The organism is Actinacidiphila alni (assembly GCF_900112845.1).
GTDB classification, from domain to species: domain Bacteria; phylum Actinomycetota; class Actinomycetes; order Streptomycetales; family Streptomycetaceae; genus Actinacidiphila; species Actinacidiphila alni.
In genome coordinates, this window is record NZ_FONG01000025.1 from 1 (window position 1) to 24,217 (window position 24,217).

Annotated in this window: 20 protein-coding genes and 1 pseudogene; 19 read left to right on the top strand and 2 right to left on the bottom strand. The window is 67.0% G+C overall.

Features of this window, described 5'->3' with window-relative positions:
• From BM076_RS30500 to BM076_RS36875, 4 genes and pseudogenes are all read left to right on the top strand, one after another.
• Window positions 1-299: FG-GAP repeat domain-containing protein (locus BM076_RS30500; protein WP_143120677.1), on the top strand; the 299-nt coding region annotated here is incomplete at its 5' end.
• A 72-nt stretch (window positions 300-371) separates the two neighbouring features.
• Complete coding sequence (locus tag BM076_RS30505; RefSeq protein ID WP_093716978.1) at window positions 372-812, top strand: DUF5753 domain-containing protein; 441 nt, start codon at window positions 372-374, stop codon at window positions 810-812.
• A 62-nt stretch (window positions 813-874) separates the two neighbouring features.
• Window positions 875-1,387 (top strand): annotated as a pseudogene (locus BM076_RS38360) (RHS repeat-associated core domain-containing protein); the annotation flags it as partial.
• 7 nt (window positions 1,388-1,394) lie between these two features.
• Entirely contained in the window at window positions 1,395-1,667 is a 273-nt protein-coding gene (locus tag BM076_RS36875) for a hypothetical protein (RefSeq protein WP_177246692.1), read from the top strand.
• Between the two features lie 607 nt (window positions 1,668-2,274).
• Here the strand turns inward: BM076_RS36875 and BM076_RS30515 are convergent.
• A complete protein-coding gene (locus tag BM076_RS30515) occupies window positions 2,275-3,843 on the bottom strand; it encodes a hypothetical protein (protein ID WP_093716980.1) in 1,569 nt (522 codons plus the stop codon).
• A 534-nt stretch (window positions 3,844-4,377) separates the two neighbouring features.
• Complete coding sequence (locus BM076_RS30520) at window positions 4,378-4,782, bottom strand: type II toxin-antitoxin system PemK/MazF family toxin (protein WP_093716981.1); 405 nt, start codon at window positions 4,780-4,782, stop codon at window positions 4,378-4,380.
• A 157-nt stretch (window positions 4,783-4,939) separates the two neighbouring features.
• On the opposite strand from BM076_RS30520, the gene BM076_RS30525 reads away from it, so the two are divergent.
• From BM076_RS30525 to BM076_RS30595, 15 genes are all read left to right on the top strand, one after another.
• Window positions 4,940-5,479 carry a flavoprotein gene (locus BM076_RS30525; RefSeq protein ID WP_093716982.1) on the top strand — a complete coding sequence of 180 codons (540 nt, stop codon included), beginning with the start codon at window positions 4,940-4,942 and terminating at the stop codon, window positions 5,477-5,479.
• 833 nt (window positions 5,480-6,312) lie between these two features.
• Window positions 6,313-7,593 carry an N-6 DNA methylase gene (locus tag BM076_RS30530; RefSeq protein ID WP_177246693.1) on the top strand — a complete coding sequence of 427 codons (1,281 nt, stop codon included), beginning with the start codon at window positions 6,313-6,315 and terminating at the stop codon, window positions 7,591-7,593.
• A complete protein-coding gene (locus BM076_RS30535; protein WP_093716984.1) occupies window positions 7,584-8,933 on the top strand; it encodes a restriction endonuclease subunit S in 1,350 nt (449 codons plus the stop codon). The genes BM076_RS30530 and BM076_RS30535 overlap by 10 nt, the downstream gene beginning before the upstream one ends.
• Before the next feature lie 149 nt (window positions 8,934-9,082).
• Entirely contained in the window at window positions 9,083-9,679 is a 597-nt protein-coding gene (locus BM076_RS30540; RefSeq protein ID WP_093716985.1) for a hypothetical protein, read from the top strand.
• Complete coding sequence (locus tag BM076_RS30545; protein ID WP_093716986.1) at window positions 9,676-10,053, top strand: hypothetical protein; 378 nt, start codon at window positions 9,676-9,678, stop codon at window positions 10,051-10,053. Before BM076_RS30540 ends, BM076_RS30545 begins: the two co-directional genes overlap by 4 nt.
• Window positions 10,054-10,064: 11 nt before the next feature.
• Window positions 10,065-12,062, top strand: coding sequence for an HsdM family class I SAM-dependent methyltransferase (locus BM076_RS30550; RefSeq protein WP_093716987.1), 1,998 nt, complete (start codon window positions 10,065-10,067; stop codon window positions 12,060-12,062).
• Window positions 12,055-13,515 (top strand): restriction endonuclease subunit S domain-containing protein, encoded by a 1,461-nt coding sequence (locus tag BM076_RS30555; protein ID WP_143120679.1) that lies wholly within the window; start codon window positions 12,055-12,057, stop codon window positions 13,513-13,515. Before BM076_RS30550 ends, BM076_RS30555 begins: the two co-directional genes overlap by 8 nt.
• Window positions 13,512-13,970, top strand: a complete 459-nt coding sequence (locus BM076_RS30560; protein ID WP_093716989.1) for a hypothetical protein — start codon at window positions 13,512-13,514, stop codon at window positions 13,968-13,970. Before BM076_RS30555 ends, BM076_RS30560 begins: the two co-directional genes overlap by 4 nt.
• Window positions 13,967-15,103, top strand: coding sequence for a serine/threonine-protein kinase (locus BM076_RS30565; RefSeq protein WP_093716990.1), 1,137 nt, complete (start codon window positions 13,967-13,969; stop codon window positions 15,101-15,103). Before BM076_RS30560 ends, BM076_RS30565 begins: the two co-directional genes overlap by 4 nt.
• Complete coding sequence (locus tag BM076_RS30570; protein ID WP_093716991.1) at window positions 15,100-16,326, top strand: hypothetical protein; 1,227 nt, start codon at window positions 15,100-15,102, stop codon at window positions 16,324-16,326. The genes BM076_RS30565 and BM076_RS30570 overlap by 4 nt, the downstream gene beginning before the upstream one ends.
• Entirely contained in the window at window positions 16,323-16,928 is a 606-nt protein-coding gene (locus BM076_RS30575) for a hypothetical protein (protein WP_093716992.1), read from the top strand. The genes BM076_RS30570 and BM076_RS30575 overlap by 4 nt, the downstream gene beginning before the upstream one ends.
• Window positions 16,925-18,100 (top strand): hypothetical protein, encoded by a 1,176-nt coding sequence (locus BM076_RS30580; protein WP_093716993.1) that lies wholly within the window; start codon window positions 16,925-16,927, stop codon window positions 18,098-18,100. Before BM076_RS30575 ends, BM076_RS30580 begins: the two co-directional genes overlap by 4 nt.
• Window positions 18,097-22,176, top strand: a complete 4,080-nt coding sequence (locus BM076_RS30585) for a hypothetical protein (RefSeq protein WP_093716994.1) — start codon at window positions 18,097-18,099, stop codon at window positions 22,174-22,176. The genes BM076_RS30580 and BM076_RS30585 overlap by 4 nt, the downstream gene beginning before the upstream one ends.
• Window positions 22,173-23,081: a hypothetical protein gene (locus BM076_RS30590; RefSeq protein WP_093716995.1), complete on the top strand. Its 909-nt coding sequence runs from the start codon at window positions 22,173-22,175 to the stop codon at window positions 23,079-23,081. Before BM076_RS30585 ends, BM076_RS30590 begins: the two co-directional genes overlap by 4 nt.
• Complete coding sequence (locus tag BM076_RS30595; RefSeq protein WP_093716996.1) at window positions 23,078-24,217, top strand: hypothetical protein; 1,140 nt, start codon at window positions 23,078-23,080, stop codon at window positions 24,215-24,217. The genes BM076_RS30590 and BM076_RS30595 overlap by 4 nt, the downstream gene beginning before the upstream one ends.

The following is a 24,217-nucleotide window of genomic DNA, read 5'->3' on the forward strand; positions in this document are numbered from 1 at the left end:
TCACCGGCGACGGCCACGCCGACCTGATCGCCCGCGACACCACCGGCGAACTCTGGCTCTACGCCGGCACCGGCAAGACCGCCGCCCCGTACGCCCGCCGCACCCCGATCGGCCCCGGCTGGAACACCTACACCCACCTCCTCGGCGTCGGCGACCTCCACGGCGACGGCCACAACGACCTCCTCGCCACCGACCCCACCGGCCTCTGGTACTACGAAGGCGCCGGCAACCCCCAATCCCCCTTCAAACCCCGCACCAAAATCAGCGACGGCTGGCAGGCCTACAACACCCTCCTCTGACCCACCGACCGGTCCCGGCCAGAACTCCGGATCCCGGACACGGCCCGGACCGTGTCCGGGACAATCGCCGCCATGCTCCGGCTCGTCGTCGACTTCCTGGCAATCCCCGATGACATCGAGGCCGGCGTCGCGGCCCGAACCGCACGAGCGCGGTACATCGGGCAGGAGGGCCGCACCTACCATGTGCTGCTCGGTGAGCAGGCCCTGCTGACGAACATCGGCGGAGCCGAGGTCATGCGGGGCCAGTTGCGGCACCTCCTCGACGCCACCCACCGCCCCGGACTCACCCTGGGAATCATCCCCGCCCGGGCCCGCCTCCAGGTCTACCCGGGCGACGGCTTCTCCATATTCGACGACCGCCGTCTCGAGGTCGAAGGCTACCGGGGCGCCGAAACGATCACAGATCCGGAACGCCTCACAATATTCCGCAAGGCATTCAGCCTTCTGCAGCCATCAGCCCTGTACGGCCAAGAGGCGCGCGACCTCATCAAGGCGTCAATGCCAGGAACTTGATGCCCACCGTCACGTGAACGGACCGGGCGGCGATCGGTCCGGGGCATCGTGGCGACGGGGCAGTGGCGTGGCGACAACGTTCGACGCCGTGGGGAGAAGCGAGTGAGCCGCCGCAAGGGTATGCGGACTGTCCGCTTCGCTTCCCGGGCCAGTATTTCGACGCGGAGACCGGACTCCACTACAACCTGTTCCGGTTCTACGCACCCGAAACCGCCGCATACATCAGCCCGGACCCACTGGGACTGGCGCCGGCGCCCAACCACCACGCCTACGTTCTCAATCCCCTGGCGTGGATCGATCCGCTCGGTCTGGCCTGCGGCGACCCTGTGCCCAGTTACATGGACCAGAAGGCCAAAGCTCTCCGGGACGCCGGCGTGCCGGAGTGCCAGGAACCGCTGGGAGTGCGCTACGTGTACTCCACGGGACCGAGCTGGCAGGGCAGCCCGAAACTGTTCGACGCCAATCATCAGCCGATCATGTTCCGGGAAGAGGACCATCTGACGGACTCGGGCGACCTGGTGACCTTCCAGGACCACTGGACGGGCCACCGGGAGCCCGGCGATCCCGGACATCAACCGCCTCATGTACACGTACGGCCGCACGAGAACCCGAGAAACGGTCAACTGCCCGGAGACGCTGGAGGCCGAGCCGGAGCGGCGGGTACGGGTGGAGGTTGCCGCGGACGGCGTGGCCCTGCGGTTCACGGCCACTGCCGATGCTTTGGTCGGCAAGCCGAGTGCGTACCGGGTCACGGCGCAGGGAGAAGAGCACTCCTACGTGAGTAAGGTCGATCGATTCCGCTTCGGGCACGGTGTGCCGGAGGTCTGGGAGCGGAGTTTCTATGGACGCATCTGAACGGCCGTCCCAGTGGCCCCTGTTGCTGGACAACCCCGCCGCGATCACCGAATTCTCCGCATCTCCGCCTGGCACGGCACCCCGCCCGAAACGATCACCCTCACCCCCGCCGAATCCGCCCCCCGGAGTCCGTTTCACGGTCTCCGGCCCCCACCACGACATCCAGGTGACCGCCACCACGGCATCCGTCGTCAACGTGAAGGCATTCATGGCCTCACCGACCGCCGAATAATCCTCATTCCGCGGTTGACGGATACGGTGCGGAATGCGCGCTCCTGCCGGCGAGGACAGCTTCCACGGCACGGTACTGGCCTGTGTACGCAAGATCCGGCGGCACTATTTCGGGCCCGACCAGAAGATTTTGCTGCTCGACGTCATGAGTGACCTGGCGATCGACGGCGCCGCCCGGCCGGAGAGCGCCGAGGCAGCTGCCGTCGTCCCCCCCGCACCTCACTGTGCCGTCCGCCCATCTGGACCGCCTGCGCAGGGCGGTCGAATCCCATCGGATCAGTGCGCCCCGGCCGGGCGCCGACCGTGACCATGCCGAAGTCGAAGTCGAAGCCCCGCCCCCGGCGGCGGGGGCGGGGCGTCGCGGGCGTACGAGCGGCTATTTCACCCGGACGTACGTCTCCGGGCCGTTGGAGTCGATGTGGCGGCTGTCGGTGGTGAACCACACGACGACCCACGTGCCACTGCGCGTCGCCTTGCCGCGCAAGTGGTAGGTGCCCTTGGAATCGGTCTTCACGCGGCTGACGTAATGCCACGTCTTGCTGCCGGCCGGCCGGAACTCCAGGTACGCGTAGGTGCGGGAGACCCCGGACCATCTGCCCGATGTGCTCCGCTGCTGCACATGTCCGCCCAGACCGACGTACGTGTTCTTGCGCACCGTGGTGTGGCCGGGCTTGCCACCGGTGACGCGGGTGGGCGTGCGGTAGACCTTGACCGCGGTGCTGTAGGAGGGCGAGTAGTCGGGGGTGCCCGGGAAGTACGCCCGCCAGTAGCCGTTCGCCTGGCCGCCGTAGGTCGCGTAGGTCCTGAACTCGTCGCCGGACAGACCCTGGCGGCCGATCCGGGTGGTGCCGACGGTGTGCCACGACCTGCCGTTGGACGAGTACTGGATCGTCATGGAGTGCGTGTTGTTCGCGAACTCCGACCCGTGCAGGTCGAGGTGGCCGTCGATGACGGCCTCGCCGTACTCGTCCTCGCTGACGTGGAACGGCGTCACGCGACTGGTCGTCGGGATGTGCACGTAGACCGGCGTCCTGGTGCTGTCGGTGCTCAGCAGGAACGGGTCGTAGTCCCAGTAGTTGCAGAAGTAGTACGCGCCCGCCGGCCCGCTGGTGACGGAGAAGGTGCCGTTGGCCGTGGTGGTGACCGTGGCGGAGAAGTACGCGGGTTGCAGGGCGTAGATCTTCTGGCCCGGTGTGCCCACCCACGTGGACCCGACCCGCCGTTCGAGCACACCCTTGATCGTGGTGTGGCCGCCTCTGGGAACGTTGATGTTGCTGCCGCTCAGCATGCGGATCCGGGTGGTCTCCGCCTTCGCCGGCACGGTGAGCGGTACTTGGTCGCTGCCGCTGAGGAAGTACGGGTAACCCGCGGTGGCGGTGCCGTCGGCGCTCGCCGTCCGGTACGTGATGCCGCGCGTCACCGTCACGGGTGCGGCGACCCGCCCGTCCGCGCGTGCGGACGCCACGGCGACGGTGTCGTAAGGACTGCCGTTCGGGTCGGTCAGGGCGACCGACACCCCCGCCGGGTCGAGCGGCGCCCCGGTGCCGGGGTCGGTGACGGTCACCGGGGCCGAGACGGTGTACGACCGGTGCTCGTAGTCCACGGAACTCCGGTCGGACGCGAGCTTTCCGACGGACACCCGCGCCGCGTACGTGAAGCGGCCCGCGTCGGCGAAGTGCTCCACGTTCCCCGTGGTGTCGGTGACGTCCACCGAGACGTCGTAGACACCCATCGCGGGGAGGACGACCCGCTGCGCCGACACCCGGTTGCCGTAGGTCGGGTCGGTCACGAATTCCGACGTCGTCGCCGCGTCCGGCGTCTCCGCCGAAGCGCCGTGCGCCCGGAAGTGCGCGGTGATGCCCGCGACCGCCGCCCCCGCGGTCTCGCTGTACACCGACAGCGACAGCTTCCAGTGGTCGGACCAGGCGTTCCCGACCGAGTACACCTGGAACCGGTGCGGCGGCGCGGTGGTGTCGGTCGGATCGGGACTCGCGGGACCGGTCGTATCGGTCGGACCAGTCGGATCGGGCGTCGCGGTGTTGTCGGTGGGCTCCGGGCTCGCGGTGTCGGTGGGTGTGACCGTGGGCGAATCCGTAGGCGTGCCCGTGGACGGATCTGTGGGTGTGTCCGTGGGCGGGTCGGCCTCGGTGGTTGTCGGTACGTCTGCCGTACCGGGGCTTTCGGCCGGTTGCGAAGCCGGTCGGCCCGGCCCGGAAGGCCCGGGATCGGCTGCGGCTACCGGAAGCGCGAGCGCGGCTGTCAGCAGCGCGCCGGCCGTCACGGCAGGCAGAAGAGCGCGAAGTCTCACTCGGTGTATCCCCCCAAGGAAAACGAGTGCCCCGGCCGTCCGCACCATTCGCGGCGCCGATCACGGCCGGAGGTCGGCTCATACTAGAGCCGCCCACCGACACCCCGACGCGATGGGCAGCCCCCACCGACCTCAACGGCCCCCGCATCACCGCTCGGCCCGAGTCTCCGTCTACCCGAGGTCACCGCGACGGAGGGCCTCCCTTATCCCGCTGAGCTTCGCGGTCGTTGCCGGGGTCCCCTCCTGCTCTTGTTCGGCGCGTCGGAGGGCATCGTCGATCTCGCTGAGCTTCCCGGAAGACAGGACGGCCGCCCGCTCCATGAGGTCGTCCCGGGACACGGTGGTCAGCCACGTGCACGGGGTGAAGCCCGGACGCGGGAACGCGAGCCGCAGCACGCCCTCGATCGGCAGCCCTTCACCGGCGCCGACCGCCACTTCGATGCCCAGACCGCTGATGTCGAGGCCCGCCGGAGCGACGACCTGCATCCCCCGGAACCCGGACGCGTCGTCTCCCGACAGCAGTACGACCAACCTCCGCTCGTCGAATCGGACCCACCAGACCTCGCCACGTTGCACAAGCCCTCCCGTCCACAGCCCGGCCGGCAGCCGCTGCGCGACCTGACGTGGCCACCATTGATCATCGGCGTGCGAAGACAAACCATCACGCGCTGGCCGCAGCGTAGACCCCGCCTGCCGGCAGAAAGCGTCGTACGCTGCCGTTGGGGGTGTCCGCGTGAGCGGTGGGCCTGGGAAGCCGTTCCTGTACGTCGTGGTGTGCGCGGCCGGGGTCGCGAAGGACGTGGGGGTCCTCATCTCGGCTGCGCAGGGGCGGGGTTGGGGTGTGGGGGTGGTGGCCACGCCTCTGGCCTTGGGGTTCATCGACCAGGCGGCGGTCGAGGCGCAGACGGGTTATCCGGTGAGTTCGGCGTGGCGGAAGCCCGGTGACGTCCGGCCGTTGCCTCCGGCGGACGCCATCGCGGTGGCGCCGGCCACGTTCAACACGGTCAACAAGTGGGCCGCCGGAATCGCGGACACGCTGGCGCTGGGCATCCTGTGCGAGGCGTATGGTCTCGGCATTCCGACGGCGGTGCTCCCGTACGTCAACAGTGCGATGGCGGCGCATCCGGCGTACGGGCCGAGCCTGGCGCTGCTGCGCGGCATGGGGGTCCTGATTGGCGGGCAGCCGCCGCATCCGCCGAAATCCGGTGGAAGGGCCGACGCCTTCCGGTGGGAAGAGGCACTGGAATTGCTCGCGCCGGGAATGGTGGAATGAAAAAGCCCCAACCGGTGGGTTGGGGCTTGATTCAAAGAGCGGATGACGGGAATCGAACCCGCGCTCTGAGCTTGGGAATCACTGGTGCTTGGCGGGAGTACCTGCTGGTCAGGCGGCTCCCGTGCCGTCTGGTGCCTCGCGTCTGCGTGCCCGCGCCTGGCCGTGATTGGCCTTGGCGTACCGCTGGAGCTGGTGCGGAAGTTGTGCGGAGCAGCGCCCGAAGGTGCTGCGGCCGCCCGGTTTCGGTCTCCGGCCCGCGGTCCCATGCCCGTCGTCTGTTCGTTGGGACGGTGCGGGCTGCCAGGTGTCGTTCTGCTCCCCGCGCCCGCGGGGATGGACCCTCCTCGGCCACAGCCTCGGCCTCGCACCAACGGTCCAGTGCATCGTCGTGGCCACCGAGGCCGGGGAGCAGTAGTCGCGGGTCGAGCCCGCGGTGCCAGCAGCGGGCCTCGAGGTGGTACGCCCCTGGTCCGTGGTGTGCCGCTTCGACCAGCACCGCGGTGCTCAGATGGTGATCAGGCTGACGAGTCAGCCCTGGCCGGGGGGGAGTCGTCCAGCGTGGAGAGCATGCGGAACGTCGTGTGCGCGGCCTCGGCCGGGCCAGCCCGCACCACGTGGTGGAGGCCGTCGTTGGCTTATACGACGCCTCGCCGGCGCGACGAGTTCCAGGGACTCACCGATGGCGGTCCGAGTGTCTGGGCGCCGTTGTGCGCAGCCGCGGACTGGAACGAGCCATTGGGAACGTGAGCGCGTGATGGCTCTTGACTGCACTTCTCGTCCTGACTACCCTTCGAAACTCAATGGGCGCGTGAGCGCGTGATGGAGAGATGGTCTTGGACGCGAGAACCTACCTCAGCAGCCTCGGGATCGACGTAACCGACGCCGCGCAGCCGGTCATCGGACGGCTGGCGCTCGCTGGGGAGTTCATGCTTGGCGGTGAGCGCGGTGTGCTGCTTCGCCCCAAGCGCGGTGATGTGTCCGACCGCTACCTCGAGCTCCTCGCGGGCGAGGGCTACGCATTCGTGATCGTCGACGGCGGCAGCTATCCATCGTTCTACGCTCGCGATGAGGGGGGGCTCGTCCCCGTGCGGGCACTGCCCGTCGCCGAGCGCAGCCACTTTCCGTCGGTAGGAGTCCTTGGCGCCTGGGGGCAGTTGATTCACGCGGCCGCCGGTCACAGTGATGCGACGAAGCTGGGCGTCGCCCAGATGGTCGCTCGCCTGGATGGCGATGAGGTATTCGGGCCGGACCTCGTACGCCCCACGGGCGGTGTGCCTGTGTCGCGTCTCGGTGGTGACGAGTCGGTCGCAGTAGAACCGCTCCGCACGGCGGCTGCGCTCCTGGCCGGCTTTCGACTCCGCCCGAACGCGCCCGAGGAGTTGGTCCGTCTCGTCGTCGCGCTGTCCTCACTGCTTCCCGACAAGGGCCAGTTCTCCGGGCTGACCGAGAGCGTGGCGCCGTTGGTGCGCGGGCATCAGCTCGGCGCTCGTCGTCTCCTGGTCTCAGGCGGAGCCGGGGCGGAGATCGCTGCACTCCTCGGCGCGGAGGGGACGATCTTTCTTCCGGCCGAGCTTCGCCTGCTCGAGCCGCTGCTGGAGCGCATGCTTCCGAGCGTCGAGCGTGTGTTCGCTGACTTCCTGCAGTCGAACCTCGATGGGTCCTACGACGGTGTGATCGTCGTCCCGCCGATCGGCCTCCAACTGAGCGGAGCCCAGCTGGCCAGGTTTGAGTTGTCGAAGCGCGGGGGCAAGGTGCGCAGCCGCGTGCCTACAGAGCTGCTGTTCATCGAGCACGCGCTTGCGGCGATGGCCGATGGCGCTCTCCTCGTCACCGTCTTGCCCGAGGGCCTGCTCTCGAGCGCCGGGCATGCGGACTTCCGCGAGTGGCTGCTCGAACACGTGCGTCTGCTGGCGGTCGTCAGCCTGCCTGCCGGAACCTGCCTCCGCGGCACGGGGGTGAAGTGCTCCGTCGTGATACTCCGCAAGCCGGCGTCGGCCGACGACTACCCGATCCTCATGGTCGACGTGGAGGCGCACGACCTCCGCGGCGACATTGGCGCGGCGCGGTCGAAGCTCGACGACTTCCTCGAACGCGAGGTAGCCACATGCGCGTAGCCACGCTCTCCCGCGCCGACCTCGGCAAGCGGCACGTTCGCCTCGACCCGGCCTTTTACCTCGGGCGCGAGTTGGTGCGGTCGACAATGAGTTCGGAGGGCAGTCGACACGTTAGCCTCGAGGATATCGTCGAGTCCATCCACGACGGGGCTCGCCTGCCTTCGGCTGCATCGGGGATCCCGATGCTCCGCCTGAACAACGTGCGGCCCTGCGAGTTGGACTTGAGCGGCATGGCCCATGTCGACGGCACCGTCGCCAAGTGGATCAACGTCCAAGAGAACGACGTCCTGTTCACGCGGGCAGCCCAGCCGTTTCGTGCGGCCGCGGTCCAGTCGGGGATGCCTGCAGAGCTCGCCGTGTCGTCGGAGTTAACCATCATCCGGCCCCGGCCGGCGGTCTTGCCCGAGTACCTGGCCGCCGTGTTCTGCACGCCGACGCTGAACCGGATCCTGCGTGACCTCGCGTACCGCGGTGGCTCGTCGGCGCTGCCGCGCCTGCGCCTCTCGGACATCGCGCGCCTCCCGATCCCGCTGCCCCCGCGCAGCCTGCAGGAGTCGCTCGGGCTGCAGTACCAGCAGGCCGTCGACCTGACCGCGAGCGCCCGTGCCGAGTTCAACGCGGTTGTGATGGCGATCCACACCGAGATAGACCACTGTGTCTCCGGGGTCAAGCCCCCCAGCACCGCCATCGAGGTTCTCCGATCGCAGCTGGCGGACCGGTGGGACGTCCCGTTCAACCGCGGGCGCGTGTTCCGCCATTCTTCGGCAGCATCGTCGGCCATGCGGCCGTTGCTCCAGCTTGCGAAGCCCGCGGGCACGAGCCTTCGTGGCCTCGCCGATGACGAGGAGGTCTTCGCCGTTCAGGCCGACGACGTGAACGAGAGTACTTTCCTTGTTGAGGGCGGCGAGGTTCGGCCCCTGTCCGACCTGTCCTCGCGCATGCGGCAGCGGCTCGAGGTGGGCGATGTCCTACTGTGCACGACCGGCTCGGGCGACCAGGTCGCTTACCTTGACGAGGAGCTCGGCCCCGAGGAGCAGCCGCTCCTCGGGAGCGCCACCTTCACTGCCCTCCGCTTCCACGAGACGCCCCGCGTCTTCGCTGTCGCGCTCGCCCATTCCCTCGTCCGCACGCAGCTGCGGCTGCTCTCCTCCGGGTCCGTGCAGCGATTTGTCAACAAGCGCGACCTCGACGAGTTGCTCGTCCCGGTGCTGGGTCAAGTCTGGCGAGAGGACTTCGAGACCCGGCTCACCCGAGCGATGCAGCGTCGCCGCGAGGCATTGCTGGCGCGGACCGCGCTCATCGAAGCTGCCGACGACTACCTCCAGAAGGCGGCGCTGTGAACGCCGTGGCGCCGAGCATGAGCTCTCCTGGGGGCTGGAGTCGCCTTGTGCGGAGTGATGTGCTCACGCGGGCACTCGGGTCGGCGCCTCGCTTTGCCGTCGTGCCGAGGAACAACATGGCGTCACGCGATCGGGTCGTACGACAAGCCATGCAACTGGCCCCGCTGAAGCGCATAGTTGAGATGGTCGTGCTAGGCGAGGACGACCCGACGTGGCTCCAGCACAAGATCGAATTCAAGAACCTCCGCAACGTCCACTACTACCTGGCGGCCGCGCGCTGGGCCCGGCTGTTCAAGGAGGGTGGGACCCGGCCGACCAGTCTCGGGCGCCGCTACGTCAGCTTTCGCTTCGAGCCTCGCGTGATCCTCGAAGGGGTTCGTGGCCGCGCGATCTTTGAGGAGATCAGGCGCGTGGCTGGCGACGACGTGCTGACCCCGGACGTCGTCGCTAGCGTCCTGCGGCGTTGGAGCTTCCGTTACAGCAAGGCCACGGTCACGCGACGCGCCCGCCACTTCTGCGCGATCCTCGGCCGCATCATCGACGAGGCCGCGAACCCGAAGGAGCGCAAGCTCGTTGGTCACTCGGCGTGGTTGGAGCCGCAGGACCTGCTGGCCATCAACGGCGTCGCCGCGATCTGGCCGGCCCTGCAGCTCACGCCGGTCAAAGGCATCCGGCGTTCGAAAAGTACTTCGCGGGGCGAGGCGACCGACGCCCAGCTGCGCCTCCCGCTCAAGGAGGAAGCATGATCGGCCCAATCACCTCGAAGATCCGCGACTTCCTGATCGGCCGCGGTCCCGCGACGCCCGAGCGCGTTGCGGAGGCCGTCCCCGAGCTCACGGAGGTGGGAGGTGCCGAGCGGGCCCTCTTGCTGATGAGACTCGATCCGACGCTCGAACGGACAGGTAACGACATGTGGGCGGCGCGGGGAACGGCGAACACCGACGACAGCCGAGTCCGAAACGCCGTCGAGAAGTTCTTCGACGGCCGCCTCGGTGCTCCGCTGGCAAGCGCGGTGCGGGCGGTAGCGAACGAGACCAGCTTGCCAGAGCACCTGGTGCGCGAGCTCCTCACCGAGCAGTTCGTCGTGGCGGGCACCAACATTTTCAACCGGCGACGGTAGCGAGAGGACCCATGGCCAAGAGGAAGAACACCACAGACGAGCTCCGCGATGGGGCGCGGGAAAAGCTCTCGCAGCTCGGCTACCAGCAGATCAAGGACGACTTCGCGCTCTTCGATCCGCTCGGCGACGGATCCATGTCGGCGACCGCCGAGCTTGTCGCGCTCGACGAGGACGAACCCATCATCCTCTTTGCCAGCGGCGAGCCCGGCGATGCCTCGCGGCCTGCCGTGCAGGACGACGCGAAGTTCAAGGCCGGCCTCGGCGCCGCCGCCGGTAAGCCGTTTCGCTTCGTCTGGGTATGGGATGACGAGAACGACTTCATCTTCGACGTCGAGAAGGACGCGCAGGTCTCGGCGCTGCCGGCCCGGGACGAGTGGAAGACCGTCGCCCGGCCGATCTCCGAGTCCCGCACCCGGCTCGTGCAGGAGGTCTCGGCCGAGTACCACCGTGGCGACTTCCGGGCAATCCAGCGCAAGTTCGATCAGCTGCACGAGGCCATCTACTCGCGCGGCGGCGTCAAGCCCACCAATGCCGCTATCGACGAGCTCGGCAAGCTTCTCTTCCTCAAGGTCCACCTTGAGAAGGCGCCCGGCTATGTGCTCACGAGCGGCGCCGCGAAGGGCAAGCGGTTCGCCGACGTCTACTCGGCTAGCCACGTGCGGGAGCACAAGAAGGACGCGGTCATCCAGCTCAAGGACGCCTTCCGCGAGATCAACAACCTCCCGCAGTACAAGGCGACCGACATCACTGGCGAGGTGCACACGATCTTCTCGTACGACGAGCCGCTGCGTCTCGAGAACCCGGAGGTCCTCGCCCTCGCCATCGAAGCCCTCGAGCTTCGCGATCGTGAGGGCAAGCCCATCCGGCTCTCCGTGCCCGACCGCGAGCTCCTCGGCAACGGCGAGAAGGCCCGCGAGATGCGGGCGCACCTCATCCACGAAGACTTGCTGGGCTGGGCCTTCGACGTGTTCCTTCGCGGCAAGTACGCGAGCGACGAAGGGCTCGCGACCTACCTGACGCCTGGCCAGGTCGTGGAGTGCATGGCCCGCATGGTTTTCCACGACATCCCCGACGCGGACCTGTGGGCCCGACGGGGCGACGACGGGCAACGCGAGCGCTGGAACCCCCAAACCGACGAGGAAGCCGCGCTCCCCGCCTTCCTCGTCGGCGACATCTGTTGCGGTACTGGGCGCTTCCCCATCGGCGCTCTGCGTGAGGTGAAGCGGCGCGTGCTCGACGACCGCCACGTCGGCCACTCCGACGATGACAAGCTGCGCTGGCTCTCGCAGATGAAGCGGCACAGCTTCGTCGGCGCCGACCAGGCCGCGGGATCGATCCAGAAGGCTCGCATCAACATGCTGCTGTACGGCGAGGACCACAGCCAGCTGCTGAAGGTCGACGACTCGCTGGTCGACCCGCATATCGATCGACTCATCGGGAAGTTCGACGTCATCCTGACCAATCCACCGTTCGGCTCCGGGAAGTATGACGATCCACGCGGGCTGGCGCGCATGCGCGATGAGGCGCGCGGACTCGAGCTCGGCTGGTCGTGGGCCCCCGGGAACCGGGCAAAGCGAAAGGAGCTCAAGAAGGCTGACCCGGCCTCGCTGTTCATCGACCGCAACCTTCAGCTTCTGAAGCCGGGCGGGCGGCTACTCATCGTCGTGCCCGATGGGATCCTCTGTAATTACACGGACGCTTACATTCGCGAGTACATCATGGGGACGAAGGACGACGAAACGGGAGAGTTTCTCGGCGGAAGGGCGATCGTTCGCGCGGTCGTGAGCTTGCCTACCGAGACCTTCTCCATCGCGGGCACGGGCGCCAAGACCAGCTTCCTCTACCTCCAGAAGAAGCGGCATCCGGCTGAGAAGCAAGGCGCAGTCTTCATGGCCGTTGCCGAGCACGTCGGGTACCTGAAGAAGGGCAAGACAGAAGCGGTTGACCCGGCTGGGAACGACCTTCTGGGCATCTCTGACGCCTATTCACGGAGGCCTTCTCATGGCTGAAGCGAGTAAGCACGTCTGGGCGGATGCGACACAGCTTGAGGCTCGACTCGATGCTGACTTCTACCAGGCCCACTTCCTAGAAGCAGAGCGCAGGCTAAGGCGTGTTCCAACACAGAGGTTCCACAATCTCTGGCGCGACTCGAACCGGATCTACATCGGGATCGCGGGCTTTTCGGAAAGAACCCAGGATCGAGACTACACGCCCTATATTCGTCCGACTGATGTCGGAATGAACGGCGAGATTGACTGGAACCACATTGCTTGGTGCTATGCCGAATGGCTCGACGACTATTCCGTCAGCGGTTGCGCGAAGGCAGGGGACCTGCTTGTCGAGGTGAAAGGCAACACCCGCCGAGTGGCGATAGTCGACTCAAGTGTTCCTGCCAACTGTATTGTCTCGGGGAGCTTCTGGCGTCTAACTCTGGCCGACTCGGTGAATCCCAGGTTCGTTCTCGCCTACCTCCTGTCTAACACCGGACAGCTTCTGAAGCGACGCTGGGTGTCCAACTCTGTGATCTCCTGGATCGACCCGCACTCCTTTCGTCGCTTCCAGATTCCGGTCCCCGACCGGCGCATCCAGGACTACATCGGCGCGAAGGTCGAGTTGGCGGAGCTCTGTCGCGCGCGTTCCGGAAGCCTTCGTGCGGAGGCCATCGGCCACTTCGACGCACTTCTCCGGACGTCCAAATTCGGCCCGGGTGCGGATCTCTCCAACGTCGTCGACGCCCGAGCCCTCACCGATCGTCTGACAGGCGAGTTCTACCTCCCTCGCTACTTTGCACTCGAAGCACATCTCGCGGGCCTTGGGGTTCCGGTCAAGCCGCTCCGCTCGCTGCTTCGCAGTGATATCACTCGATCCTCCACCCCCGAGCGAGATGAAGCCGCACCCATCCCGTGCATTCTCACCTCGGACATCGACCCTCAGGAGATTCGCTGGCGCAACCCGAGCTTGCGCGTCACGCAGTCGGTGCATGACCGCCACGGCGGTCGGCTCGGTGGGCGAGATGTCGTATACACCTCCGTCGGCCCGCCCGTAGGGGAAGCGGCTGTCGTGCTGCCGCAGTTCCTCCCGATGGCTGTCGGTGGCGATGTGTCCATCCTTCGCCATGGCGAGGATCTTCATCCCGGCTTCCTCGCTCTGTATCTCAACTCGGCGTTCGGGAAGATGCAGAATGATCGGTACTCACGCGGAATCCGACAGCGGCGCGTGTACCCCGAGGACATCGGCGCGTTCTTGATCCCGGTGTTCGGTGCCAAGGATCAGGCCTACGTCGGGGAGCGGATCGTTCGGCATCAGGTCCTCAACGAGCTGGCCGTCGACCTGGTCAACGAGGCCAAGGCCGATGTCGAAGATATGATCGAGGGCACCCTGGACGTGCAGGCGATTATCGCCGGAACGCTCAAGCCACCGACCGCGGACGACATCCCGGAGCTGGCGGAGGACGACGCATGAAGGTCCTCGGCATCGCTCCCAGCTCGGCCGACTTCAAGTGGGCGCTCCTCGATGGCAGCCGGGCTCAACCCCGCGTTCTGCCGCTTCCGTCCACGTCGCAGAAGCTGCCCGCCGACGCGTGTGAGGGGCACGCGCTGGTGAGCCTTCGAAGGCTGCTCTCGACCTTCCTGGCGGAGCAGGGAGTAGAGCGAATCTGCGTCCTGCAGGCCGGCTCCTCGCAGTTTCGAGGGCCGTCGGCCTCGCGCGTCAAGGCAGAGGGGATCGTCCAGTTGGTGGGTGCTGAGCTCGAGCTGACCGTCGACCTTGTCGCGCCGCAATCTCTCCGTGCGCAGGAGAAGCGCTTCGCGTCCATCACGTCTGCTTCTCCCGAGAACGTTTTGAACGGCGGCGCGGACTTCAAGCCGAAGACCTGGCGTGACGCGGTGCTCGTCGCGTGGTGGGGGCTCGACGAATGAGCACGACCCTTCAGGACGTCCAGCAGCTCATCGCTGCGACCGGGAAGTACAGGCTCGAGGCGGAGAACACCGAGGGCGCGAACGCGTACGCCTTTCGTGCGCATCACGTACCCCTCGACCTGCCGGTGTTCCTGAAGGTCCTCTATCCCGATCCGAGCGGTGACCTCTTCGCGGAGCCGCGCCTGCTCGTGGAGGCGACCAGGACCGAGGGCAACGAGAGCAACCTCGTGCGGGTCCACGACGCACAGCGCCTCGGCGACGACTTCGTCCTCGTCGCCATGGAGTATGTCGGCGGCGGCAGCATCCTCTCGCGCCTGAGCGGTGGCCCGCTGCCGATGATGGAGGCCGTCCGCGCGGCGATTGGACTCCTCCACGGGCTCGCGCAGCTTCACCAGGCACTCCTCGTTCACCGGGACATCAAGCCCGCGAACGTGCTGATCTCGCAGCGTCACGGGCGCATCTGGCCGAAGATCACCGACTTCGGCTCGGTCGCACGACTCGCTCATGCGAGTGCGAGTGTGACCGCCTCGCGCCACAGCGCGCTCTACGTGCCGGTCGAGGGATGGGCGACGCCGAGCCGCTACGACGTGCGGTCGGACCTCTACCAGGTGGGCCTGGTGCTCTTCGAGATGGTCCACGGCGCTCTGCCGTACAACGACGACGCCTACCTGGACCGCGAGGCGAGGAAGGAGCTTCGCGAGTTGGCAGAGGCATCGGGCGGCTGCGTCGACGATTTCGACAGGCAGAAGGTGGTCGACCGGGCGCTGGTCCGGGCAGCGTCCGGCAAAGGCGTGATCTCCTTCGGGCGGATGCAGCCATACGTGCCCAAAAGCCTGGCGCGCATCATCAACAAGGCGGTCGCGCCCGACGCCGCCGCCCGATACCAGACGCCGTCCGAGATGATCGGCGATCTCGAGGCGCTCCGGCTGCCTGACTGGAGGCTAGCTCCCTGCGGTGAGCAGTACGCCGCCGACGGATGGTCGGGCTGGGACTGGAGCATAAGGAAGGATCCGAAGAAGCCGGAGCAGTGGGTCGTCCTGCGCTCCCGTAAGGCGGCGACGAACTTCCGCCGCTGGGCCGCGGCCGACAGCGCGCGAGCGGCCTGTCAACTCGTCATGGAGGCTGCGGCATGAGTCTGCCCGCCCGCCCGAACGACGCGGTCGCGCTCTTCGAGCATCTTGCCCAGTGGGGCGAGGTGTCGGCTTACGAGGCCGATGACCTCGGCGCTAAGCCGTGGGTCACGGTGTTCGAGAACGCAGGTGCCCTCGAGGCGGTTCACGACGAGCACGGTCGTCCGGTGGCCTGGCACCTGACGCAGCCCTTCGTGCACCTTGTTGAGTGCGACGCGCAGCAGGCCGGCCGTCGTTTGTGCTTCGCGGTGCCCGAGTACCGCGCCTACCTGCTCAGCATCCTCGTCGAAGGGCTGGTCGATGCCGGCCGCGCGGGCATGACCGTGGAGCTCGAAGAGTGGACGAAAGACGGGCTTGCGCCGCTGCTGGCTGAGCTCAACGCCTTCCTTGGGCCCCTTGAGGACGACAAGCGTCTGGTCGATTTCACGTCGGCTGAGCTCGAGGCTCGCATGGCCGACCTCTTCGAGCGCTCGCGGTCGTTCGCCGCCTGGGACAGCTACACACTCGGACACTCCGCGCGTCCGAAGGGACTCTTCGAGTTCGCGCTGCGGCGCTTCGGCCCCGCCTGCGCGGCGCTGCCCGTCGCTGTCGAGAGCGCTGCGGTCCTGCGCCCTCTGCCGCTCAGTAGAGAGGACGGGTTCGGCCTTGGCAGCGCCTTTATTCCGCAGCCGTGGAACACGCAGCGCTTCGGCGTGCTGAGCGGCGCCCCGATCGTCGATGCGCGTGGCCAGCGCATGTTCGAGGAGGACGCGCCGCTGAACGAAGTGCTCGTCGAACATCTCCGCGATGCCGTGGTGAAGCACCCGTTCTACGCCGCGGTGATCCACCTGGGCATCTGCGCCTGGCGCTCGCCAGCGTCGACGATGCCCACCGTGGAACTCTACGTGCCCGCGTCTGGCGCCCTGCACGACGTCTCGGTGCTCGTGGGCTCCCGCGGGGTCGGCCGCGTGGCCGAGCTGCTCGGCGACCTCGTTCGCGCGCAGGGATACGCACCCTTCGGCCTCGTCGACGGCCAAGTCTCCGACGAGCTCATGGGCAACCTGCTCCGGAACCTCCTCGAGCTCCGAATCCTGCGCCACCAGGACGAGCTTCTGGTGCTCGACGACGACTACCAGTCGTCGCTGATGGCGGCGCGCCTGCGCACCGTGTTCCGGCCCGGCAAGGAGCTGCAGAAGCGCATGGTCGAGGAACTCGCGTTGCGGGCGTCGGAGGGAGGTGCCGCATGATGCCTCGCAAGGTCGACCTGGCAGTCGACTGGATGCGCAGCCAGCCGCGGCGGGTCTTCCACTACCGGGACGAGGTGTGGGCGGCGCTGGCGGAGCTCCATTCGGACGAGTTCGCCGTGAGTGACGATCGTAAGACGCGGTGGTTTTCGCTGCATCGAGACATGGCGCAGGACGCCCGTTTCCTTCGAGGTGACAAGGGGATGTTCGAGCTCGTCGAAGGTGCCCTCGCTGAGGTCACCTCGGCCGAGGCGGGCGATGTGGCGGCGCTGATCCACGTCGGTGGGGATGTGGCGCATCTCGAGCTCGACCGCGCCGGGCGGGGCCCTCTGTGGCGCCACGTCCGCTCGATGCTCGAGCAGGTCGGATACTGGCTGGTGGGGGCCAGCACCCAGGATTCGCTCTGGGCCGGCGCCGTCCACGTGATGCTGAAGAACCGCGAGCTGCTCGATGTGTTCGAGCGCGACGGCGACGTGCTGCGTCTGACCGGCGACTACCAATCCAAGATCAAGGCTCATCCGGGACACCTGCAGAACCGGGGCGAAAAGCCCTACCGCGTTCGCCTGTCGCAGTTCCTGGCGACTTTCCACGGAGGACAGGCATGAACACGCCGTTGGTGCGTATCGCGCTCCCCAAACTGTTTCTATGGAGCGAGGCGGCTCGCATCCAGGAGTACCCGGAGGCGGCGGCCCGTGCCGAGCCAGGCCGCGTCTATTCACGGGCCGATCTCGAGCGCGTGGTCTTCGACATCGCTCCCACGATGCAGTTCAGGGGCGGGGCGCCGCGCGGCAAGGGGACCGACGGCGTCATCAACACGTACGGGATGGAGCGCAGCGGCGCCCGCTACCGCATCAACGGGATCAGCCTCTTCGAGCGGGTCGACAAGGGCCTCCGGGCCACCGCGGAAGGCGTCGCGCTGGGGAAGGCGTTTCGCGAGGCGGACGCTGACGTCGACTGGGCTCGCGCCCTCGCGAAGCAGCTGCTTCGACGTGAGCCTCGCGCGCGCTTGGTGATCGGGCTTTGCGTTGCGGGCTGGCAGCTGGGAGTTGAGGCACCGGGCGGTATCCCCACGGGCGCGGTGTCGCTCACGTCGCCCGAGGGCGATGTCCTCGAGATCGCACAGCGCAACTGCGACGGCTTCAACATGCTGCTGCGCGACAACGCCGAGCTCGCCCTCGGGCCGTGTTGGCGCACTGACCTCTCGGCTCTGGGCGAAACCGCGGCGGTCGTGTGGGAGGGCGTCCAGGGTGGAACACCCTCGACGAACGACCTACCGACCGCGCTCAAGAAGGCTCTGGCCGTGTTCTTCCACATCCGAGCCTTCGATGGTGGTCCCTCGACCTGGGGCCTGGACGCCGGTGGACTCGCTGGTGCGCTGGCGGTGGAGAACCTCGTCGAGCTCGGATTCGAGGGAGCAGCGCCTGTGCGGCTGACCGACGACGAGGCGTTCGCGCGGGCGCTTCGCGATTGCGCGGACTCCGAGGACTTTCTCATCGTGAGTCAGCTCAGCGAGCGCTTCGGCGAGCTCCTTCAGGTGCCGGACGAGGATCGAGCCGTCGTCCTCGACAGCTACATCCGGACGGCGATGTACCACGAGCAGCTGCGATTGCTCGACCGCCACCCAGGACAGCCCCGCATGGGACGAGGGCTGTTCGGCGAGCCCGGCGCACGTCGCGTCCGCATCGACTTCACGCCCCTCTACAAGACCATGAACGTCGAGACTGCGGAGCAGACCCCCACGGGTTCCTCCAGGGAGATGCAGGGAGAAGACCGATGACCATCACCAAACCGTGGGCCGCCAAGGGGGTCGCACTTTATCCGCCTTCCTTCTCCATGGTGGGCCAGAACCAGGTGTTCAACGCACTCCACCAATTCCGCCGATCCTTCTGGGACGGTGCCGCGAACGACATCGCCGGCTTCTTCATCGCGTTCGGCGACTGGGGTCTGGGCAAGACACGGCTTGGCTACGAGCTCATCGCGGAAGCGACGGGCCACGTCGACCGGTGGCTACTCAACAAGAACGAGTACGTCATCCCGCCCTTCCATCAGCCAGACAAGAAGCCGCGTGTGCTCGAGCCGGCGCTGCAGGATGGCATCCTGCCGCTCTACATCCGCTACAGCACCGTGTGCGACGACGCGCTCGACGCTGCGACGTGGGTGGCTCGCCTGGCGGTCGAAGCCCTGCGGCACACGTTGCGCGCCGACCCTGCCGCTGGCGGGCCGCGGGACCTCTACGAGGACCTCAAGGCGGCGATGCAGGCCAAGGGCGTGAACCTGAAGGCGCTCTCGCTCGTCGACGACGACACGCGATCGTTCGAGGATCGGCTTCGCGATGCGAAGAAGGTCTTGGGCGATGCTGGCCTGAACCACCTCTGGATCATCGTCGACGAGGTCGAGACGCCCGGTGACCTGAAACGGGGCCTTCGCGAGGACACGCAGACCAAGGTCGACGACGAGTACCTCCTGATGGTCTCGGAGGTCATCAAGCACGAGAACTGGCGAAACCAGCATCCGGACGTGAACTTTCTGCTGCTGTGCAGCGTGGGCATGCGCGACCAGATCCGTATCGGTCCGAACTTGCGCCGAGCGAGCTCGGTCACGATCGAGCCGAACCAACTGACCGACGTGCAGAGCTACGTCGACCACATTAAGGGCGGTCTGGTCGACCCGCACGCCGTCGAGTACCCGGTGGGGACGCTCGAGGGCGCGTTCCTTTCGGCCAACCGGAACTTCGGCTGGCTGAACGTGATCATGTCGTCCATCCACGAGACGTACGCCCGGCACATGGAGCGCGGCTACCGCTCGAGTGCGTGGGAGCTCCTGAAGGACTTTGCCAAGACCGATGCCCGGGCCAAGCATATCTTCAACGACGACGCCGTCCTCCCCCTGCTCGGCAAGGTAACCGGGGTCCCCGAGCAGGAGCTGGAGCGGCTCGTGTACGGCCAGCTGCCGGCTCCGGTCGGCGGGGCGGCGAAGGCGGCGTTGACCGAGGAGATGGCCGATGCGCTGCTCGCCCACGAGGTCGCGGGCCGCGGACACGCCTTCGCGGAGCTCTTTCAGGTTCACATCGACGAGCGCGCGCTCGCGAACGAGCTGACCCGCCCCGAGTTCGGCTTCAAGGCGCAGGAAGGGAAGACGGATACGTACTTCACCCCGACCTGCGAGGTGTCCGTCGTCGGACTGCTCGAGGCATTGCGAGCGTTCTCCGTTGCGGTCGGGGGAGCCCCGGGCGCCGCTGGTGACTTCGTCGTCTACGCCGACCTGGAGAAATGGGGCGAGCAGCTGGCGGCGCTCTACCCGCGAGAGGGCATCGAGTTCGCGGCCGAGTCGCTCCACCGCATCTTCTCGAAGGCGGAGTACCGGGTCGACGGGACTCGGTTCATAGGGATGTCGTTCCGGCTTTGGCGCGAGTTCAACAAGCTCCTGGTCTCGGCGGCTGAGAGTGTTCGCTTCTTCAGGGACGGCAAGTACGAGGCTTCGCTCGACGAGTACGTCCGCGGCATCAGTCAGACGAAGGCGAAGCGCGGGACGGCGATCTGCCTTGGCCTCGCGAAGCTCCTCGACGACCACCTCAAGGATGAGGCCACCAAGCACATCTCGGGGCTCAAGGACGTTCCGCACAAGGCGCTCACCTCCGCGTTTGGCTCGCCGTCGCTCGACGGGCTTCGGGTCACGCCGGATGGTCGGTGCACGGTCGTGTACTGCCTGGACGCGCAACAGACCCTCGACAAGCTGCGCGCCTACATCGGCCTCGAGCGGGTCCACCCGATCCTCGTCCTGTTCCCGGCAGGCGCGGACGTGGCATCGTTCGAGCAGCAGCTCGATACGTCGCCGGCCCTTCGCCGCTGCGTACTGACGCGGCGCCTCGTGTCGCAGGAGGAGGAGTTCCTTCTCAAGTACTCGGGCCGGGGCTCCGCCTACAACCCCCACGAGGCACGCCTGAGCAAAGTCGCGAAGGGGCTCGAGGGTTCCTACCGCGACGAGTGGCAGGCGAAGAGCCGGGAGTGGGCGAACGGACTCCGCAAGACCGGCTACCTCCTCGCTCCCATCTGGAGCCGCAAGACCGGCAGCAGCACAGCCGATTTCGCGAAGGGCTACCGCTACATGTTGGCGAACGACTGCTCGCTCGATGCAGCCGTCGACACGGCCGGCGGACCCCTGAATAACGTGGAGTTCGAAAACTGCCGGCAGGCGGCGAAGAAGAACATCGATCCACCTGTGGCGTGGAAGTACGGCGACCTCCTCGGCGTGCTGACGACCGACGGCAGCCTGCTTCCGAAGGTGCCCCGGTGCTTCTTCGCGCTCCTCCAAGAGCTCAAGACGCAGTCGGCGGTGAGCAAGCTCGCCAACAGCTTCTTTTTCGCGGTGCCCGACAGCGAGATGAAGGCACCGCAGCAGCTCGAGCAGATCCTCGAAGTGCTCATCGGCATCGGGCTCGTCCGTAAGAAGAACGACCTCTACAAGGCTGTCGACCGGACGATGCTCGAGAGCCGCCGCCAGTCGGCGTCGACCTGGCTCGAAGGGGAGTGCAAGGACTCGGTCAAGACGCTCACCGACCTGTTCCCGACGCAGGCCAGCATTCTGCTGAACAACAACTACCCCACGGCCAAGCAGCAGCTGGTGACGGCGGAAAGGAAGATCCAGCAGGTGAGCTCGGACCACCTGACCGCTGACATCGACAGCCTGACCGAGAGATCGCTCAAGACGATCGTCGCTCAGGTCCTGGACATCGAGGAGCGCATCCTCGGTGTGTGCCCGCTTGAGATAGGCGAGACGACGCTCCACTTCGACTGCTCGCCGCCGCGAATCCCGTCCTACGAGACCCGGTATTCGACGCTCTCGCTGTGGGAACGCGTCACCTTCCTGGCGTGGCTGAAGAAGACGTTCCTGGCTACTCGGGACGAGATGATCGAGGAGATCGACCATCTGCTAGGCGAGGCGGCCACGCTCGATGAGGCCGAGGGCCATCCGTTCCCCATCGCCCCGGTCACGCTGCCGCTCAAGGCCATCAAGTCCGAACTCGAGAACGCAGTGAAAGGGCCCGCCGCGGCAGGCACGAAGACGCGGATGGCGACGATCCCGGTCGCGTCCTACACGCTGATGATCGACCAGTACCTGGTCAACTCGCAGTACGAACACTCGTGGAAGCGCATGGACGCGCTGAGGGACCTGATCAGCAAGGAGCAGCCCGGTAGCTTCTTCGCGCAGTTCAAGAAGCTCCATGAGCAGTGGGCGAAGGCGGTCAAGGACTACAAGGCCGCCGCCTCCGCATGGCAGTCGCTGGGCGACTTCACGGCCGACGCTCCGCAACTGGTGCAGGCATCGCTCAACCCGCTCAAGCTCGAGGTCCAGAAGTTCCGCGGCCTCGTGGAGGGAGGCCTGAAGCAGCAGGTGCAATCGCTGATCGATCAAGTGGCAGAGACCGAGCTCTTGAAGAGCCTGGAGACCGAGGTCGTCGCGACCGCCCAAGCGGTCCAGCGGCTCCCGCAGGAGGTCACAGAGAAGCTCGACGAGCTCAAGACGCAACTCCGGCAGGTGATCCGCGAGAAGGAACTGCGCGCGCTCAACCGGGTCCTGAAGTCGAACAGGAAGGCCGCCAAGGCGGAGCCGACGCCGGCTGCGACTTTCGGGGCCACGAAGGCGCGCTACGAGGCGTTCAACAGCGAGGTCTCCCAGGAGGGCGCAGGCTTCTTTGAGGGTGCTGGCAAGGGCCTCCACTTCGGTCTGTGGGTCGATATCTCCGGCGATCTGGAGGCCGGCGCCTACGACGAAGACCACCACCCGGACCACGCCGACGCGATTCGCGAGCTCAAGGAGATGAAGCTCATCCGCTCGAAGCTGGAGCTCCGATGAAAGCGCGCATCGTCGAGGCACAGGCTGACCTGTTCGAGATCGGCGTCCTCTCGCAGACGGCAGAGGTCGAGAGCGTTCCCATGGATCGGCTCCTGGCTGATCCGTCGGGGCCTCCGCTCGTCGTCGTCGGTGGGTTGCTGGATGTCGAGCGGCTCGTCGACATGCGCAAGCTATCGTCCGCGCTCGCGCGGTCGCGGGTCGCCGTCATCGTCGTGCCGCCGTTCACGGATCTGGTCCTCGGCCGCTACTTCGAGACGCCGGTCCAGCTGGGAGCCCGACGCCGCGCCGCGGATTCGGCTGCTCGCATGACCGACGGTGCGCTCGAGGAGGTCCTCGGCGGAGAGGTGAAGGTCCGGTCGGACCACTTCTTCGACACAGTGCTCGGCGCAGGCGTGCTCGCCGTGGATGCCCAGAACAAGCCCGTGCTCCTCCGGTACCAGGCGACCAACACCGCGGGTCCGGTGTTCTTCTCCGCGCTCCAGCTGCTTACCTACACGGCGCTGACCGACGAGGCGCATCGCCAGAGCCTGCTTGGGCACCTCTTGTCGTGGACTCCGTCGATCACGGCGGAGGCCAGGGAGATCGCACGGCGGCCGTCGAGCCCGCCGAAGGCCGAGGCAGTCGGCGAAGGGGTACTCGTCCCCGTTGTGCTGCTCCTTGCGGCCGGCGGCCCACAGACAGCAGAGCTCCTGCGATCTCGAGCCGGGGCGCTCCTTGGGGTGGACCTGAGCGCAAATGACGTCGGTCGAGCCATCGAGGAGCTCACGCGTCAGGGGCTCGCGGCCTCCGGTGCGTCGGCACCGAGCGATCGCGGGGCTCTCGTCCGGTTTCTCGAGGGGCGCGGGATGCACGCGTACCTGCGTGAGCTCAGGGCACTGCTTGCCTCAGAGGAGACGACGACATGAAGAGCATCGAGCTGGCTCGCGCACTCGCCGCGGCAATGAGCCTGCGGCTTCCCGGCACCGCCGGGAAGATCGCCAACAAGATGCGGTACATCGACTCGAAGGCTCCGCTCTTCGTGCGTGGCGGCATCATCCGCAGCGTCGAGTCGCGCCGGTTCGATCGCGTCTACGCCGTCGGCGTTTCCTCCAAGAGCCGGAGCATGCCCGCCCTGGGCGGCATTCTCTATGGAGCTGCAGCGCTCCGTCATGACATCGTCGTGTCTGGCAACCAGGTGACGGAGGGCTTCCAGGACAGCCGCGTCGACATCAACGACATGAACTTCCTGGACGCGTCCGAGCGACTTGCGTGGAAGGAGTACGTCCTCGTCTACCAGCTCCTGACGGACCTGCTGGATTCGGATACGAAACCGGATGTCATCTTCGTCGACATCCCGCTCCTTGTCCCGCGTGCCGAGCAGAGTCTCAGCCTCGCCGAGCCCGACGTCGAGGAGGAGTGGTGCGAGCTGATTGAGGTGATGGAGGCGTTCTGGCAGCGGTTCCTGCCGTCCATCTACCCGAACGACCCGAACGGTCCGTTCCTCGTCTCGCTTCAGTCGCGCCGCGACCTCAACGCCGCCGTCTTGAACGCGCTCCGTGAGAAGGGATCGGCGGGTTCCCCCGAGGCGATCGGCAGCGAAGCGCTGGACCTCGTGCAAGTCGAGTGGGTGCAGCTGCGGCGGGTCGGTATTCTCCGCTTTCTCCGTGGTGCCCTGCGCGCAGGGCATCGGACGGCCGCCTACTACTACGAAGCGCTGGGACGCCAGATGAAGCGCTTCGAGCCTCGGACGGTCGCGAACCACGGGCTCATCGGCTTCCACATCCAGGTCGGCCTCAGAACGCCGATCTGGAAGATCGAGACCGTCGGTGCTCCGGGGCAGTGGGACTCCGAGGCCCTCGACAGGCTGGCCAGCATCACCGCCTTCCTGACGCTGAACGACAACCCGCGGATGAAGCCGCTGCCGCTCTGGTACGCCGAACAGCTCGTGATGATGCCGCGCGAGGTCCTGTCCGGCTACCTTCGTTCGACCCTGGGCATGCTCAAGGACCGTGCCGTTGATCGAGCCTGGCTCGAGGGCGTCGACACCATGGATGAGGAGTGA